16 protein-coding genes are annotated in these 14,813 nt (G+C 60.6%); 7 read left to right on the top strand and 9 right to left on the bottom strand.

All coding sequences use genetic code 11. From position 1 onward, the window contains the following. The first annotated feature begins 83 nt into the window (after window positions 1-83). A complete protein-coding gene (locus tag AC1Q9F_RS26290) occupies window positions 84-449 on the top strand; it encodes an antibiotic biosynthesis monooxygenase (protein WP_492621297.1) in 366 nt (121 codons plus the stop codon). On the opposite strand, the gene AC1Q9F_RS26285 is transcribed toward AC1Q9F_RS26290, so the two are convergent. Genes AC1Q9F_RS26285 through msuE form a run of 4 tightly spaced genes read right to left on the bottom strand, consistent with a single transcriptional unit; the run spans window position 446 to window position 4,490 of the window. After that, window positions 446-1,549: a sigma-54 interaction domain-containing protein gene (locus AC1Q9F_RS26285; RefSeq protein ID WP_007955824.1), complete on the bottom strand. Its 1,104-nt coding sequence runs from the start codon at window positions 1,547-1,549 to the stop codon at window positions 446-448. The two genes, AC1Q9F_RS26290 and AC1Q9F_RS26285, sit on opposite strands and share 4 nt — an antisense overlap. Before the next feature lie 23 nt (window positions 1,550-1,572). After that, entirely contained in the window at window positions 1,573-2,760 is a 1,188-nt protein-coding gene (locus AC1Q9F_RS26280) for an acyl-CoA dehydrogenase family protein (protein ID WP_007955826.1), read from the bottom strand. Window positions 2,761-2,770: 10 nt separating this feature from the next. After that, entirely contained in the window at window positions 2,771-3,916 is a 1,146-nt protein-coding gene (gene ssuD, locus AC1Q9F_RS26275) for an FMNH2-dependent alkanesulfonate monooxygenase (protein WP_492621298.1), read from the bottom strand. A gap of 10 nt (window positions 3,917-3,926) precedes the next feature. Beyond that, complete coding sequence (msuE, locus tag AC1Q9F_RS26270) at window positions 3,927-4,490, bottom strand: FMN reductase (RefSeq protein WP_007955830.1); 564 nt, start codon at window positions 4,488-4,490, stop codon at window positions 3,927-3,929. Between the two features lie 389 nt (window positions 4,491-4,879). On the opposite strand from msuE, the gene AC1Q9F_RS26265 reads away from it, so the two are divergent. From AC1Q9F_RS26265 to AC1Q9F_RS26250, 4 genes are all read left to right on the top strand, one after another. Next, window positions 4,880-5,149 carry a hypothetical protein gene (locus tag AC1Q9F_RS26265; protein ID WP_492621299.1) on the top strand — a complete coding sequence of 90 codons (270 nt, stop codon included), beginning with the start codon at window positions 4,880-4,882 and terminating at the stop codon, window positions 5,147-5,149. Window positions 5,150-5,250: 101 nt separating this feature from the next. After that, window positions 5,251-5,865, top strand: coding sequence for a LysE family translocator (locus AC1Q9F_RS26260; protein ID WP_007955835.1), 615 nt, complete (start codon window positions 5,251-5,253; stop codon window positions 5,863-5,865). A gap of 206 nt (window positions 5,866-6,071) precedes the next feature. Continuing rightward, window positions 6,072-7,238: an aminotransferase class V-fold PLP-dependent enzyme gene (locus AC1Q9F_RS26255; RefSeq protein ID WP_492621300.1), complete on the top strand. Its 1,167-nt coding sequence runs from the start codon at window positions 6,072-6,074 to the stop codon at window positions 7,236-7,238. Between the two features lie 57 nt (window positions 7,239-7,295). Continuing rightward, on the top strand, window positions 7,296-9,104 hold the full coding sequence (locus AC1Q9F_RS26250) for an aminopeptidase P family protein (protein ID WP_492621301.1): 1,809 nt from the start codon (window positions 7,296-7,298) through the stop codon (window positions 9,102-9,104). On the opposite strand, the gene AC1Q9F_RS26245 is transcribed toward AC1Q9F_RS26250, so the two are convergent. Further along, on the bottom strand, window positions 9,097-10,005 hold the full coding sequence (locus AC1Q9F_RS26245; protein WP_492621302.1) for a LysR family transcriptional regulator: 909 nt from the start codon (window positions 10,003-10,005) through the stop codon (window positions 9,097-9,099). The genes AC1Q9F_RS26250 and AC1Q9F_RS26245 overlap by 8 nt on opposite strands. Before the next feature lie 112 nt (window positions 10,006-10,117). On the opposite strand from AC1Q9F_RS26245, the gene AC1Q9F_RS26240 reads away from it, so the two are divergent. Continuing rightward, on the top strand, window positions 10,118-11,116 hold the full coding sequence (locus tag AC1Q9F_RS26240) for a zinc-dependent alcohol dehydrogenase family protein (RefSeq protein ID WP_492621303.1): 999 nt from the start codon (window positions 10,118-10,120) through the stop codon (window positions 11,114-11,116). On the opposite strand, the gene AC1Q9F_RS26235 is transcribed toward AC1Q9F_RS26240, so the two are convergent. Beyond that, window positions 11,113-11,703, bottom strand: a complete 591-nt coding sequence (locus AC1Q9F_RS26235) for a 2-hydroxychromene-2-carboxylate isomerase (RefSeq protein ID WP_207983509.1) — start codon at window positions 11,701-11,703, stop codon at window positions 11,113-11,115. The two genes, AC1Q9F_RS26240 and AC1Q9F_RS26235, sit on opposite strands and share 4 nt — an antisense overlap. A gap of 33 nt (window positions 11,704-11,736) precedes the next feature. Continuing rightward, window positions 11,737-12,465, bottom strand: coding sequence for an SDR family oxidoreductase (locus AC1Q9F_RS26230; RefSeq protein WP_492621304.1), 729 nt, complete (start codon window positions 12,463-12,465; stop codon window positions 11,737-11,739). Between the two features lie 91 nt (window positions 12,466-12,556). Between AC1Q9F_RS26230 and AC1Q9F_RS26225 the strand changes: the two genes are divergently transcribed. Then, the gene (locus AC1Q9F_RS26225; RefSeq protein ID WP_007955849.1) at window positions 12,557-13,126 is read left to right on the top strand and encodes a TetR/AcrR family transcriptional regulator; all 570 of its coding nucleotides are present in this window, start codon (window positions 12,557-12,559) and stop codon (window positions 13,124-13,126) included. Between the two features lie 10 nt (window positions 13,127-13,136). Here the strand turns inward: AC1Q9F_RS26225 and AC1Q9F_RS26220 are convergent, their stop codons facing one another. Both AC1Q9F_RS26220 and rhtA read right to left on the bottom strand, forming a co-directional pair. Beyond that, the gene (locus AC1Q9F_RS26220) at window positions 13,137-13,418 is read right to left on the bottom strand and encodes a hypothetical protein (protein WP_207983506.1); all 282 of its coding nucleotides are present in this window, start codon (window positions 13,416-13,418) and stop codon (window positions 13,137-13,139) included. Between the two features lie 168 nt (window positions 13,419-13,586). Then, entirely contained in the window at window positions 13,587-14,474 is an 888-nt protein-coding gene (rhtA, locus tag AC1Q9F_RS26215) for a threonine/homoserine exporter RhtA (RefSeq protein ID WP_207983505.1), read from the bottom strand. Between the last annotated feature and the right edge of the window lie 339 nt (window positions 14,475-14,813).

Raw genomic sequence — 14,813 nt, 5'->3', positions numbered from 1 at the left:
TTGCCCCTTGACCTCTAGTTAAGTCGAGGTTTTACCCTGCAGGCCTTCGAATCGCAAGATTCGTCTGACAGAGTGGGGATGTCATGCAAGCACCAGCGAAAAACCGCAGCTTTACCCAATTGATCGAATTTGAAATCGAACCCGGCCAGCAACCGGCGCTGGTCTCTGCGCTGGCGGTGCAGACCGAACGTCTGGCCCAGCGTTACGCCGGTTTCGTCAGCGCGAGCGTCCAGGCCAGCGACGATGGCCGGCGAGTGTTGAGCTTTCTGCAATGGCAGTCCCGCGAGGCGGGGGAGGCGGCGTTCCAGAGTTTCGAAACCGGTGAGCAGGATTTCTGGCAACTGATCCGCACCCACCAGGCGCGCACCGTGACCTTCGGTTCATTCCAGGTACTGAACAGCATCGCCCGCAGTCACGACGACGGCTTGCACTGCCAACTGGTCGGCTAGATCGACAGCTGAATCAAGCGCTCGCCTTGCAGGTTTTCCGTGGGCCGGCGCTTGTTCACTGCCAGTTCGCCGATCTTTATCAGCCGCGTGCGGGTGACGTTGCGGCTCAGGCCGAGCAGGGACGCGGTGTGCACCTGGTTGTAATGGCAGAAGCGATAGGCCGCGCGCAGTAACGCGTCTTCGACTTTTTCATGCAGGGCGCCAGCCTGTTGCTCGAAGAGTTTCTGGAAGGCGCGTTCCAGCAGCGCTTCCGGTGAGTCGTCGGCGGTCGCGTGCTGATCGTCGGGACGATCAATGCGCAGGTTCGACAGGCGCAGATCGTCGCGTTCGATCACGCCGTTACGGCAGATCAACAGCGTGTGATGGATGACGTTTTCCAGTTCGCGGATGTTGCCCGGCCAACTGTAGCCGCGCAGCTTGTGTTCGGCGCCGGGGCTGATGGTGATGCGTCCGTAGCCCAGGCGCTGACTGTAGGCCTCGATGAAGTGCCGGGTCAGCGGCAGGATGTCGCCGGGCCGATCGCGCAACGGGCTCAGCTCCAGATTGACCACGTTCAGCCGGTAATACAGATCCTCACGAAAGTGCCCGGCGTTGATGGCTTTCTCCAGTTGCACGTTGGTCGCCGCCAGCACTCGCACATCGATGGGGATGCTCTTGCGCGAACCCAGGCGCACCACTTCACGTTCCTGCAACACCCGCAGCAATTTGACCTGGATGGCCATCGGCAGATCGCCGATTTCATCGAGGAACAAAGTGCCGCCGTCCGCCTCTTCGAACCACCCGGCCTTGGCGCTGAGGGCGCCGGTGAAGGCGCCTTTTTCGTGGCCGAACAGTTCGGCTTCCACCAGCGATTCGGAAAACGCGCCGCAGTTCACCGCAATGAACGGCCGGTTGCGCCGGTTGCTCAGGTTGTGGATGTGCCGCGCCACCAGCTCCTTGCCAGTGCCGGTTTCGCCGATGATCAGCACGCTGGCTTCGCTCGGCGCGACTTGTTGCAGATGCGCGAGCAGGGCCTGGGATTTCGGGTCTTCGAACACCTGGGCGGTAGCGCGGATCGACGTGGCCAGGGCGGGTGAGGGCGGCAGGGTCAGCAGTTGCATGGGTCTCGCTCCACGAAAGGAAATCAGGAATAGAACGTCGGCACCGGCAGGGACTGGTTCAGCGCCCAGTCGCCCAGCTCGTGGAGTTTGTAATCCAGCGGGTCGTGCAGGGTTTGCGTGCGCAGGTTGCGCCAGTGTCGGTCGAGGCGCAGCGACGCATGGGTCGAACGGGCGCCGGTGACTTCGAACAGTCGGCTACAAATCTCCAGCCCCTGGCGACTGGCGGCGACCTTGGCCGTGGCAATCGCCGTGGCCAGGTGACCGCGTTCTTCGGCGCTTAGGTTCGGGCCTTTGGCCCAGGCCTCGTCGAGCAACGCAGCGGCGCGTTCCACCAGCAATCGGATGCCTTCGAGGGCGACCCAGAACTCGCCGTAGTGGGCCAGCACATAAGGATCTTCACGCACCTCGCGCACCGAGGATTTGTGCCAGACACGGGTTTCGCTCAGGGTGTATTGCCGCGCCTCTTCAAAGGCCCCTTCGGCGATGCCGAGGAACATGTGGGTGAACGTCAGTTGTGCAATCAACGGGCGCAAGCAGGCGAACGGTGTGCTCAGCGGCCCCGGATCCAGCAGCAGTTCCGATTCTTCGACCCGCACGCGTTCGAACGTCGCGCTGCCGCTGTCGGTCTGGCGCTGGCCGATGTTGTTCCAGTCGTTGTGCAGGGTGATGCCGCTGCGACCGCTGGGGATCGCCGCGATCAGCAGTTTGCCGCCGTTGCTTTCATCCACGGCCGAGGCAATCAGCATCTGCGAATCGCTGGCGCCGGAGCAGAAGCTCTTCTTGCCGGAAAACTCGCGCCAGCCGCCCAGATCCTTGACCACGGTGCGGGTGTCCAGCGGATTGAGCGCGTTGCCCCAGAACCAGTTCTGCCGCGCGGTCTGTTCGAACCACGGCTGCCATTGTTCCGGGCGGGAAAACAACCGGACGGTGGCGAGCATCAAATGATGAAAACCGAAGACGTGGGCGATCGAGCTGTCGACCTTGGCGAACTCGCGCACGACTTCCAGGGTTTCGCTCCAGCGCGCGCCGAGGCCGCCGTAACGGGTGGGAATGCTCAGGGCCAGCAGCCCGCTGTCGCGCAGGGCGTCGCGTTCGGCTTTCGGCGTACCGCCGCGTTCGTCGCGCTCGACGGCGGTCAGGGCGAATTCGGCGGCCAGTTGTCGGGCGGTCTGCAAGGGGGAGAGCAGGGTGCTTTGCGGTTTGGCAGTCACTCGGTCTTCCTCAGGCGTTGGCTTTGGCGGGCGGTACATCGTTGGCGATCATTTCGCCGAACGGCCCGGTGAGGTTGGTCACGCCGCGTCCGGCCAGGCTCGCATACGGCTCGGGCAACAGCGGGAACACCAGCTCGGCAAAGCGGTAGGCCTCTTCCAGATGCGGGTAGCCGGAGAAGATGAAGCTCTCGATGCCCAGATCCGCGTACTCCTTGATCCGCGCCGCGACCTGCTGCGGATCGCCGACCAGTGCAGTACCGGCACCGCCGCGCACCAGGCCGACGCCGGCCCACAGGTTGGGGGCGATTTCCAGGTTGTCGCGGCGCCCGTCGTGCAGGGCGGCCATGCGCCGCTGGCCTTCGGAGTCGAAACGGGAAAAGGATTTCTGCGCGGCCTCGATGGTTTCGTCGCTGATGTGCTCGATCAGTTTGTCGGCGGCTTTCCAGGCTTCTTCGGCGGTCTCGCGCACGATCACGTGCAGACGAATGCCGAACTTCACCTTGCGCCCGTGACGCGCGGCGCGTTCGCGTACATCGGCGAGTTTCTCAGCGACGGCGGCGGGTGGTTCGCCCCAGGTCAGGTACACGTCGACCTGCTCGGCGGCCAGATCGTGGGCCGCGTCGGAGGACCCGCCGAAGTACAGTGGCGGATAGGGTTTCTGCACCGGCGGATACAGGGCCTTGGCGTTCTGCACCTTCAGGTGTTTGCCTTCGAAATCCACTGCTTCGCCTTGCAACACGCGGCGCCAGATCTTGAGGAATTCGTCGGTGACTTCGTAGCGCTCGCTGTGGCTGAGGAAACTGCCGTCGCCACGGTTTTCGTCGGGATCACCGCCGGTCACGACGTTGATCAACAGGCGGCCATTGGACAGTCGATCCAGGGTCGCGGCCATACGCGCCGAGACGGTCGGCGAAATGATCCCCGGACGGATCGCCACCAGATAACGCAGGCGTTCGGTCAGCGGCACCAGGGCCGAGGCAATCACCCACGAATCTTCGCAGGAACGCCCGGTGGGAATCAGCACGCCGTGGTAGCCGAGGCTGTCGGCAGCTTGCGCCACTTGTTTCAGGTAATTGAGGGTGACCGGGCGCGCGCCTTGGGTGGTGCCCAGATAGTGACCGTCGCCGTGGGTCGGCAGGAACCAGAAAACATCCATGAACAGCTCCTTAAGCGATCTTCAGCAATGGTTTGATGTGAGTACCGAACAGCGGCGCGGCGCGTTCGGCGGCCAGGCGGATGCGCGCTTTTAGCGGTTCGCTGGTGATCTGGTAGTCGGCGAAATCGGCTTCGGTGGCGTATACGCCGATCGGCAGGGTCACGGCCTGGAAGAAACTGAACAGTGGGCGCAACTGATGATCGAGGACCAACGCATGGCGCTCACTGCCGCCGGTGGCGGCGAGCAGCACAGGGGTGTCGATCAGCGCATTGAGGTCGATCAGGTCGAACAAATGCTTGAGCAGTCCCGGATAAGAGCCGCGATACACCGGCGCGGCGACGATCAACAGATCAGCCTGTTCGATGGCCTGCAGCTCGGCTTCGATCTCGGCCGGCAGTTCCTGACGGGACAGTGCAGCGCCCAGCGGGCGGGCGATGTCACCGAGTTCGATCAGGTGACTCTCGACCGGCAGGTGCCCGGACAATTCGGCCAGCAGGGCCTGGGTCAGCACCAGGGTGCGGGACGGACGCCAGGTTCCGCCGGACAGGGCGACGACTTTCAGTGGACGCGACATGATCAGTTCCTTTTTCAACAGTTGCTCGGCGAGCAGTGAATAGTCACCGGAGCAGAGCAAGCGCTGTACCAATTCCTGTAAGGCCCGTATTCCGGGGCTTTGAGCGTTTTTGGTGGCTGTACTCATGTGACTTTCAGGCCGGTTTGTTGAACCGCTGTTGCCTGGGAAACAGTTGCTGGAGCAACAGTGCCGAACGCGATGAAGGATTTATAAAGGCTGACTGTTATTCCGTAAAAGACTGTTAATTGATATTGATAGGTCTTTTGGAAATATAAAGGGCGAACCCTGCCCGAATTCTGATAGCCACTATTGAGAGCGTTGATTTCTGCCGGAACGTGCCCGGGCGTAGCCTTTCTCCATCGACCCACACTGCTCGCCAGGACGCTCCCATGAATCGTTTACTGACTGTTTCGCTGATGCTCGCTCTCTCCGTTCTCGCCGGTTGCGCGAGCCACGTTTCCCCGGAACTGCGCCCTTACACGGCGGAAGAAACCCGCGAACTGGCGCTGGAAACCCTGAACCGCAGCGGCTTATCGTTCGAGGAATACCACGCGAAGAAAGCCCAACTGCTCGGCCAGCCACAGAAGACTTTCGGTTTCGACAACAAGGGTGAAATGAGCGCTGAGCGGGCCGTACAGCTGCACGGCCGTCCTAGCTGATCCGTAACTGTACTGCTCGAAGTTTTACCTAACTGTCCGTGGGTTTGCGCGGCGCTGTGGGATAGGGTCAACACCTGAATGACCCTGACGGACTGCCTGCCATGACCCTCTCGCTCGACCTGCTGCTGGGCTTTGCCCTGTTTGCCCTTGTCACCTCGATCACACCGGGGCCGAACAACACCATGTTGCTGGCATCGGGCGTGAACTTCGGCTTTAACCGCACCATCCCCCATATGCTCGGCATTACCTGCGGTTTCTTCGTGCTGGTAGTGGCGGTGGGTTTTGGCCTGGGCGCGGTGTTCCAGACGTATCCGCTGCTTTATACGGTTCTGCGTTACGTCGGCGCGGCGTACTTGCTGTACCTGGCGTGGAAAATCGCCCATTCCGGCCCGGTCGGCGACAGCGAGCAGGGCGAGGCGAAACCGATCAGCTATCTCGGCGCTGCTGCTTTTCAGTGGGTCAATCCCAAGGCCTGGATCATGGCCATCGGTGCCATCAGCACCTATACGCCGATGCAGGGTTATTTCACCAACGTGATCGTGATTGCGGCGGTGTTCGCCATCATCAACCTGCCGAGCGTCGGCGTCTGGGCGGCGTGCGGGACCTTGCTGCGCAACGTGCTCAAGGATCGCCGCTGGTTGCGGGTGTTCAACTGGGGCATGGCAGCGCTGCTGGTGATTTCGCTGTATCCGTTACTCCTTGAAAGCTTTAGCTGACGCAGTGCTACAACCGCCGGCCCGATGCCTGTTAAAGTCGCGTTCAGGAGCGTTCCTACGCACTTTTAAATGAAGTTGTTCTTCTTTAACGGCATCCGATCAGGTATTGATGACGCTCTCGAACCCGGACGCAGCTCACAAGGCTGCGTCGTGCCGTTTGTAGACACGAGCTTCCTGATCCCGGAACACGCTCTGCGAGTCTTTTTATGAACACACGTCCGCTGTATTTCGATTACGCCGCCACCACCCCGGTGGACGAGCGGGTCATCCAGGTGATGATCGAGTGTCTGGGTTTCAACGGTAACTTCGGCAACCCGGCCTCCAGTTCCCACGCCTTCGGCCAGCAGGCCCGGCAAACGGTCGAGAACGCTCGCCGGCAAGTCGCCGAACTGGTCGGCGCCCAGGCGCAGCAGATCGTCTGGACCTCCGGCGCTACAGAATCCAACAACCTCGCCCTTAAAGGCGTGGCCCAGGCCCGTGGTGTGTCCGGCGGCCACATCATCACCAGTCAGATCGAACACAAGGCCATCCTCGACACCGCCCGGCAATTGCAGGACGCGGGTGTCGCCGTGACTTATCTGGTGCCGGACGCCGAAGGTCTGATCACCCCGCAAGCGGTCAGCGAAGCGATGCGCGATGACACCTTTCTGGTGTCGCTGATGCTGGTCAACAACGAACTCGGCACCGTCAATGACATCCCGGCCATCGGCGAAGTGGTGCGTGGGCGTGGAGCGTTGTTCCATGTCGATGCGGCCCAAGGCGCCGGCAAGGTCGCGATCGATCTGGCGCAATGGCCGGTGGACCTGATGTCGTTCTCGGCGCACAAGCTCTACGGCCCCAAAGGCATCGGTGCGCTGTACGTCGGTCCGCGTGCGCAGCAGCGCTTGCAGGCGCAGATTCACGGTGGTGGCCACGAGGGCGGTTTGCGCTCCGGTACGCTGGCGACTCACCAGATTGCTGCCATGGGCTCGGCATTCGCCTTGGCCGCCGAGGCTTTTGATGACGAGAAGAAAACCATCGTCGCGCTGCGCGAGCGACTGCTCGAACAACTCTTGAGCCTGCCCGGTGTACGCCTCAACGGCAGCAGCACCCAACGTATCCCGCATACCTTGAGCCTGACCTTCAGTGAAGGCGAGTTCAACCCGGCGGCGCTGAGCCATTCGATCGCGTTTTCCGCGACCTCGGCCTGCAATTCCGCGAGCAACACACCGTCCCACGTGTTGCTGGCACTGGGGCACGACGCCCACCTGGCGGGTCGCACCATTCGCCTGAGCCTCGGCCGTTTCACCACCGCCGAAGACATCGACAAGGCTGTAGAACTGATCAAGACCGCCTGCGCCAGTGCTCCGGCATTCTGGGCGACAGGGATTTAACGAGCCGGCTTCGAACGGCACCGAACAATAACGATGAAGTGATTGGCAGGAGACATGATGAGTACCCAGACTTTGACCGAAGGAACGGTTCCCCAGCGCCTCGCGCACACCCGTGAACTGATGCGTCGCGAAGGTATCCACGCGTTGCTGGTGCCGTCCGCCGACCCGCACCTGTCGGAATACTTGCCGGGTTACTGGCAGGGCCGGCAATGGCTGTCGGGTTTCCATGGCTCGGTGGGCACATTGATTGTGACCACCGATTTCGCCGGGGTCTGGGCCGACAGTCGCTACTGGGAGCAGGCGACCAAGGAACTCAAGGGCAGCGGCATTGAACTGGTGAAACTGCAACCGGGTCAGCCTAGCCCGCTGGACTGGCTGGCCGAGCAGACGCCGGAAGGTGGCGTGGTCGCGGTCGACGGCGCAGTGATGGCTGTCGCATCGGCGCGTACGCTGGGCGGCAAGCTCGAAGCGCGGGGCGCCAGTCTGCGTACCGACATCGACTTGTTGAAAGAAGTCTGGAGCGATCGCCCGGCGTTGCCAAACGCGCCGATCTACCAGCACCTGCCGCCGCAGGCGACTGTCAGCCGTGGCGAGAAACTCGCCAAGCTGCGCGAAACCCTGCAGGAGCGCGGTGCCGACTGGCACTTCATCGCCACCCTCGACGACATCGCCTGGCTGTTCAACCTGCGCGGCGGCGATGTGTCGTTCAACCCGGTGTTCGTTTCCTTCGCCCTGATCAGCCAGCAGCAAGCCACGCTGTTCGTGGCTTTGAGCAAGGTCGATGCTGAGCTGCGTGCCGTGCTGGAAAAAGACGGCGTGACCCTGCGTGACTACAGCGAAGTCGCCGACGCCTTGCGTGCGATTCCGAGTGGCGCGAGTCTTCTGGTGGATCCGGCGCGGGTCACCAGCGGTCTGTTGGATAACCTCGACACTGGCGTGAAACTGGTCGAAGTCCTGAACCCGACCACACTGGCCAAGTCGCAGAAGAGCCTGGCGGATGCCGGGCACATCCGTCAGGCGATGGAGCAGGATGGCGCGGCGCTGTGCGAATTTTTCACCTGGCTGGAGTCGGCCTGGGGTCGTGAGCGCATTACCGAACTGACCATTGACGAAAAACTCACAGCGGCTCGTGAGCGTCGTCCGGATTATGTGTCGCTGAGTTTCAACACCATCGCTGCGTACAACGCCAACGGCGCGATGCCGCATTACCACGCCACCCCGGAAGAACACGCGGTGATCGAGGGTGATGGCTTGTTGTTGATCGATTCCGGTGGTCAATACCTGGGCGGCACTACCGACATTACGCGCATGGTGGCTGTTGGTACGCCAACCGAAGAGCAGAAGCGCGATTGCACTCGTGTGCTGAAAGGCGTGATTGCCTTGTCCCGCGCACATTTCCCGAAAGGCATTCTGTCGCCGCTGCTGGATGCGATTGCCCGCGCGCCGATCTGGGCCGAGAACGTCGACTATGGTCATGGCACCGGCCATGGCGTGGGTTACTTCCTCAATGTTCACGAAGGTCCGCAGGTGATCGCCTATCAGGCGGCGCCGGCGCCTCAAACCGCCATGCAACCGGGGATGATCACTTCCATCGAGCCGGGCACTTATCGTCCGGGCCGCTGGGGTGTGCGGATCGAAAACCTGGCGATGAACGTTGAAGCGGGAAGCAGCGAATTCGGCGAGTTCCTCAAGTTCGAAACCCTGACCCTGTGTCCGATCGACACTCGCTGCCTGGAACCGTCGTTGCTGACGCAGGAAGAGAAGCAGTGGTTCAACGCCTATCACGCCGAAGTGCGTGAGCGTCTGAGCCCGTTGCTTGAGGGCGCGGCACTGGAATGGCTGAACACGCGTACTGCCGCTATCTGATCGGTTGAAGCTCGGGCGCTGCAGCCAGCGCCTGGGTCATGAAATCGACAAACGCGTTGACCCTGGCGGACTGGCGACGGTTCGCCGGGGACACGGCGTGTATTGGCAATGATCGAGTCTGGTAGTCCTGCAACAGGGCGACCACTCGACCGGCCTTCAAATCCTCGCTGAACAGCCAGACCGGTGACAGCGAAATCCCCAATCCTCCCAAGACCATTTCGCGGATCGCTTCGGAGTTGTTGCTCTGGGCGTTGCCTTGGATGCGTACGTCGTGATGTTGGCCATCCTTCTCGTAGGTCCACAGGTTCTGAGTGCTGAGCAAGTTGAATTGCAGGCAGTTGTGCTGCGCAAGATCCTGAGGTGATTGTGGGTGACCGTGCCGTTGCAGGTAATCGGGCGTCGCCACCGTGAGCCGGTGGGTGGTGCCAATGCGCCGGGCGATCATGCCGCTGTCGTTCAACTCGCCGATGCGCAGGCTGACGTCAAGGCCTTCGCTGACCAGATCCAGATTCTGATCGCTCAGTTGCAGGTCGACCTGCACCTGTGGGAAGCGCTGCAGAAATTCCGCCAGCCGCGAGGCGATCTGCAAACGGCCGAAACTGACGGAGGAGCCGATCCGCAAAGGTCCGGCTACGGTTTCCCTGCCGGACTGGAAGCTGTGCTCGGCGGCATCCACGGCAGCGAGGATATTTCGACATTCGTTGTAGTACCGCTGACCTTCATCGGTCAGTGACAACTTGCGTGTGCTGCGGGCAATCAGCTTGCCGCCCAAATCATTCTCAAGGGTGCGCAGGACTTTGCTGATGGTCGGCTGGGTGGTGTGCAGTTCCCGGGCAACGGCGGAAAAACTGCCGCGTTCGACTACCCGGACAAAGATGGCCATCGCGTTGAGCTTGTCCATGAAGCGCCTCATTCATGCCGTTTTGGCATGCTCACTATAGTCATTTGACGTCTTATCGGCATGGATCTGCTGCGGGAACATGGCTTCACTTTCTCCCACAGGAATGACCGAAATGACTGACTCACTGCACATGAATGCCCTGATAGTGGACACCGCTAACGGGCCGTTACGCTTGGTTTCCCTGGAGCGCCCCGTGGCAGAGGCCGGGCAGGTATTGGTGCGAATCAAGGCCAGCGGTGTGAATCCGCTGGATCTGAAAATCCGAGCGGGGCAGGCTGCCCATGCCCGGCAACCGTTGCCGGCGGTGTTGGGGCTGGATCTGGCGGGTGTGATCGAAGCGGTGGGTGAGGGCGTGCAGGATTGGGCGCCGGGCGATGAGGTGTATGCGTTGGCCACGGGCATTGGTGGCGCGCAAGGTTCGCTGGCCGAGTTTGCAGTGGTGGACGCGCGACTGCTGGCACGAAAGCCGTTGAACCTGAGCCCGCGCGAAGCCGCGAGCCTGCCATTGATATTGATCACGGCGTGGGAAGGCCTGGTGGATCGGGCTCGAGTGGGTGTGGGGCATAAAGTATTGATTCACGGCGGCGCGGGCGGCGTCGGGCATGTGGCTGTGCAACTGGCCCGTGCGTTCGGCGCTGAAGTGTATGCAACGGGTTCTGCGGGACAACGCTCGATCATCGAGGGTTACGGTGCGACGTTCATTGATTATCGAGAGAGCTCGGTGGAGGACTATGTCGCCGAGTTCACTGCGGGGAAGGGGTTCGACATTGTCTATGACACGGTCGGGGGCGAGACGCTGGACACCTCGTTCAAAGCTGCACGGATCTACAGCGGGCATGTACTCAGTTGCCTCGGTTGGGGCCAGCACAGCCTTGCGCCGTTATCGTTTCGTGGTGCGACGTATTCGGGAGTGTTCACCTTGTTGCCGTTATTGACCGGCAGAGGCTGTGAGCATCATGGCGAGATTTTGCGACAGGCTGCCGCTCTGATCGAGTCCAGCCAGCTGCGACCGCTGCTTGATCCGCATCGGTTCACGCTGGAAACCGCCGGGGAGGCCCATGAGCTGCTGGCGACGAAAGCAGCTCAGGGGCGTTTGGTCGTGGAGATTTAGCGAAGGGCTTCCACCACGAAGTCGAGCCGGTCCTGGCCGAAGAACAACTGGTTGTCGATGAACATGCTCGGTGCACCGAAGACGCCACGCTTCACGGCGGTTTCTGTGTTGCCCTTGAGCGCAGCCTTGACTGCTTCATCGTTGGTCAATGCCAGTACCTCTTCAGGATTGAAGCCATGTTCGGTCAGCACGGCGGCAACCGCTGCCGGCTCATCGAGGGGGCGGCCTTCAACCCACAGCGCTTTGAACAGGCAATCGATGAACGCCTGAAAGCGATCCGGATGACGCAGCTGAATGCCGGTGACTGCCCGCATCAACATCAGGGTGTTGATCGGGAAATGCGGGTTGAATTTAAGGGGCACGCCGTAGCGTTTTGCGTAGCGGTCCAGGTCCTGAAACATGTAACGCCCCTTGGCCGGGATCATTGCGGGCGACGCGTTGCCGGTGGCTTTGAAGACGCCGCCCAGCAACATCGGAATGTAGATCAACTGGCTGCCGGTTTCGGCGCAGATTTTCGGTAGTTGGGTGTACGCCAAATAAGTGGCGGGGCTGCCGAGATCGAAATAGAACTCCACGGTTTTGCTCATGTTCGCTGCACTCTGTTTTTGTTATTGGGGGGATTACCAGCGCTCGTTCCACGGACGCAGATCCAGTTCGAACGTCCAGGCGTCCCGTGGCTGGCTATGCAGATACCAGTAGTTCTCGGCGATGTGCTCTGGATTGAGAATGCCGTCCTGGTCCTTGGTGGCGTATTTGTCAGGGAAGTTGTCGCGGATGAAATCGGTATCGATGGCGCCGTCGACCACGACGTGGGCAACGTGGATATTCATCGGGCCAAGCTCTCTGGCCATGCTCTGTGCCAGAGCCCGGATCCCGTGTTTGGCTCCGGCGAATGCGGCAAAGCCTGAGGCACCGCGCAATCCAGCGGTGGCACCCGTAAACAGGATCGTGCCGCGGCTACGGGTCACCATCCGTTTGGCGACTTCACGGGCATTGAGGAATCCGGAGAAGCAGGCCATTTCCCAGATCTTGAAATACTTGCGTGCGGTTTCTTCGAGGATGCTGCAGGGCACATTGGCGCCGATGTTGAAAACGAGTGCTTCAATTGGGCCGAGCCGAGTTTCAATGTCTTCGATCAGCGCTATCACGTCTTCTTCCTTGCGTGCGTCGCAGGCAAAACCGTGGGCTTCGCCGCCGTCCACCTGAATGGCTTCCACCAACGGCTGCAATTTATCGGCGCTGCGCCGCGTGACGCACGCGACGAAACCTTCCTTGGCGAACCGCTTGGCGATCGCGCCGCCCGTGGCATCACCTGCACCGACAACCAATACGACCTTCTTGTTATTCATGGGTGGATCCCTTTAGTAAACGATCGTTAAGTGAACGAACGTTATGCTAGGATTCGATCAGCGTCAAGGCACTCAATGTGAGGACAAATACATGCGGTACTCCGCCGGTCACAAGCTGGAAACCAAAGAAAAGCTCCTGCAAAGCAGCTCGCTGTCTGCGAAAAAGACCGGGTTTTCATCAATGGGCGTCGATGGCCTGATGAAGGCGATCGGCTTGAGCGGGGCGGCGTTCTACAGTCATTTCTCGTCCAAGGACGCTTTGTTCGCGGCTATCGTCGAGCGCGAGTTGTGCCAGAGTCTTGAACGCTTGGGCGGGCAGGGTACGCAGGATCGTGAACGGCTGGAGCGGTGCCTGAAGCTGTATCTGAACATGGCCCATGTCGAGCAGCCTGAGCTGGGCTGCGCATTGCCTGCACTGGGCGCCGAGATAGCGCGGTCGGATATTGTTGTGCGGGAGCAGGCCGAGCTGTGGATTTGTAAGCTTCAGGAAAGCTGGGCGCAGATTCTGGAGAGCGACAGTCTGGCTTGGGCCATTCTGTCGCAATGTGTCGGGGCATTGGTGGTGGCGCGTATGTTGGCGTCACCGAAGATTCAGCAGCGGGTGCTGAACTCCTGTCATGAAGAGATCGGACACCAGCTCGCCGCTTCGCGAGTGCAGTAGCGGCGATGGTTTATTTGCAGATCACGATCATGCTGCGGCTGGTATAGCCGGCTGGGTTGAGACCGAAGGGGTAATCACCCGGTTCTTCCACGGTATCGCCTGATTTTGCGATGACCTTGTAGCCCTTCGGCGCGCAAGAGTTCGCGGCGCTGGTGTAGCACTTGTCCCAAGATGAGGACAGCCCCGAACAGTTGATGTGCAGCCCTTTCTTGCCATGCTTGACCTGGGTCTTCGACGTCGCCGCGCAGCCTGCAACGGCGAGTATGGCGATCAGTACCAAAATTCGTTTCATTACCGTCCTTATGGCGGCCTCGAGTCTGGCGCTCGGGTCTGCCTGTATGCGCTCTCGCTTGACGCGTTCCGATGTCCCTATCCGAAAAAATCCATGTCTGGCATTGGGTTGCGAGGCTAAACATGGCCTAAATGAGCGCCAAATGCCAGAGCTTCGTTCAATCCCCTTTCAATCCGCCGCGATGGCGGGTTTGGCAGTGCTGCCCATGGTCATGGTTGCACCGACGGAGGCCAGAATAATGCACAGAATCGCCATCCATTGTGACAAAGAAAGGTATTCCTGAAGGAATAGCAGGCCCGACAGTGCGCCAAAGGCCGGTTCGATGCTCATCAGCGTACCGAAGGTGCGGGCTGGCATGCGGGTGAGGGCGACCATCTCCAGTGTGTAGGGGAGGGCGGTGGACAGGATCGCGACGCCGATAGCGATCGGGATCAGTGCCGGAGTCAGCAATGCGCTGCCGGCGTGGACGATACCAATGGGGGCGACGAACAGGGCTGCGATCATCACGCCAAGCGCTGCGGTGGTCACGCCGTTATCTGCGCCGGCCTTCTGGCCGAACAGAATGTATAGCGCCCAGCAAACGCCGGCTCCCAGTGCATAGCCTGCACCGACCAGATCGATACCCGCTGTCGTAGCGCCGGTCGGTATCAACAGCAACAAGCCGATGGCAGCCAGGGCGATCCAGAGAAAGTCGATCGCGCGACGCGAGGCATAGATGGCGACTGCCAGCGGTCCGGTGAACTCCAGGGCGACTGCGATGCCGAGCGGAACAGTGCGTAACGACATATAGAAGAGGAAGTTCATCCCTCCCAGCGCCATCCCGTAGACAATCACTGTGCGCAGCGACTTGGCTGTCAGCTTCGCTCTCCAGGGTTTGAGCAATAACAGCATGATCAAGCTGGCGAAGATCAGGCGCAGGGTGGTAGTGCCTTGAGCGCCAACGATGGGGAACATGCTTTTAGCCAGCGAGGCGCCGGACTGGATTGATGCCATGGCTATTAATAGAAGGCCAACCGGGAACAGGGTTGAGGCAAGACTGCGAGGTTGGTCGTTCATTGCGCGGCATCATCCGAAGAGGTAGCTGGTGTGTTGGGCAATATAGTGCGCACTCGGTGCGTTCGCGTCTATATAGAAGCGGCCTTTTTCCCTCTCTTGATAGAAAACGCAAATTAGGGGTTGACGGCAGGTTCTGAGTCTCTATAATTCGCCCCACTTCCGGCGCAGTCGAAACGGAAAGCTCCTTGAGATTCAATGAGTTAAGTAGGTTTCGAGGGCGGGTCGCTTCAGTTCATCGAAGCCTGGAAGGAGTTGAAAATGTCGGTTTACTTGGCGCTTTCAACGGTTCGATCTTCTCGGTCGAAAGCGGAGAAAAAGAGGTGTTGACAGCAGCGTGTA

Source organism: Pseudomonas sp. GW823-FHT04A03, from assembly GCF_058796615.1.
The sequence above is the reverse complement of the archived record's forward strand: the minus strand, read 5'-3'. Positions and strand labels throughout refer to the sequence as shown.

Bases quoted from the DNA above. Each gene is read 5' to 3' on its own strand.
- AC1Q9F_RS26290 (WP_492621297.1), top strand. From the start codon at position 84: ATGCAAGCACCAGCGAAAAACCGCAGCTTTACCCAATTGATCGAATTT.
- AC1Q9F_RS26285 (WP_007955824.1), bottom strand. From the start codon at position 1,549: ATGCAACTGCTGACCCTGCCGCCCTCACCCGCCCTGGCCACGTCGATC.
- ssuD (WP_492621298.1), bottom strand. From the start codon at position 3,916: ATGGATGTTTTCTGGTTCCTGCCGACCCACGGCGACGGTCACTATCTG.
- msuE (WP_007955830.1), bottom strand. From the start codon at position 4,490: ATGTCGCGTCCACTGAAAGTCGTCGCCCTGTCCGGCGGAACCTGGCGT.
- AC1Q9F_RS26265 (WP_492621299.1), top strand. From the start codon at position 4,880: ATGAATCGTTTACTGACTGTTTCGCTGATGCTCGCTCTCTCCGTTCTC.
- AC1Q9F_RS26260 (WP_007955835.1), top strand. From the start codon at position 5,251: ATGACCCTCTCGCTCGACCTGCTGCTGGGCTTTGCCCTGTTTGCCCTT.
- AC1Q9F_RS26255 (WP_492621300.1), top strand. From the start codon at position 6,072: ATGAACACACGTCCGCTGTATTTCGATTACGCCGCCACCACCCCGGTG.
- AC1Q9F_RS26250 (WP_492621301.1), top strand. From the start codon at position 7,296: ATGAGTACCCAGACTTTGACCGAAGGAACGGTTCCCCAGCGCCTCGCG.
- AC1Q9F_RS26245 (WP_492621302.1), bottom strand. From the start codon at position 10,005: ATGGACAAGCTCAACGCGATGGCCATCTTTGTCCGGGTAGTCGAACGC.
- AC1Q9F_RS26240 (WP_492621303.1), top strand. From the start codon at position 10,118: ATGACTGACTCACTGCACATGAATGCCCTGATAGTGGACACCGCTAAC.
- AC1Q9F_RS26235 (WP_207983509.1), bottom strand. From the start codon at position 11,703: ATGAGCAAAACCGTGGAGTTCTATTTCGATCTCGGCAGCCCCGCCACT.
- AC1Q9F_RS26230 (WP_492621304.1), bottom strand. From the start codon at position 12,465: ATGAATAACAAGAAGGTCGTATTGGTTGTCGGTGCAGGTGATGCCACG.
- AC1Q9F_RS26225 (WP_007955849.1), top strand. From the start codon at position 12,557: ATGCGGTACTCCGCCGGTCACAAGCTGGAAACCAAAGAAAAGCTCCTG.
- AC1Q9F_RS26220 (WP_207983506.1), bottom strand. From the start codon at position 13,418: ATGAAACGAATTTTGGTACTGATCGCCATACTCGCCGTTGCAGGCTGC.
- rhtA (WP_207983505.1), bottom strand. From the start codon at position 14,474: ATGAACGACCAACCTCGCAGTCTTGCCTCAACCCTGTTCCCGGTTGGC.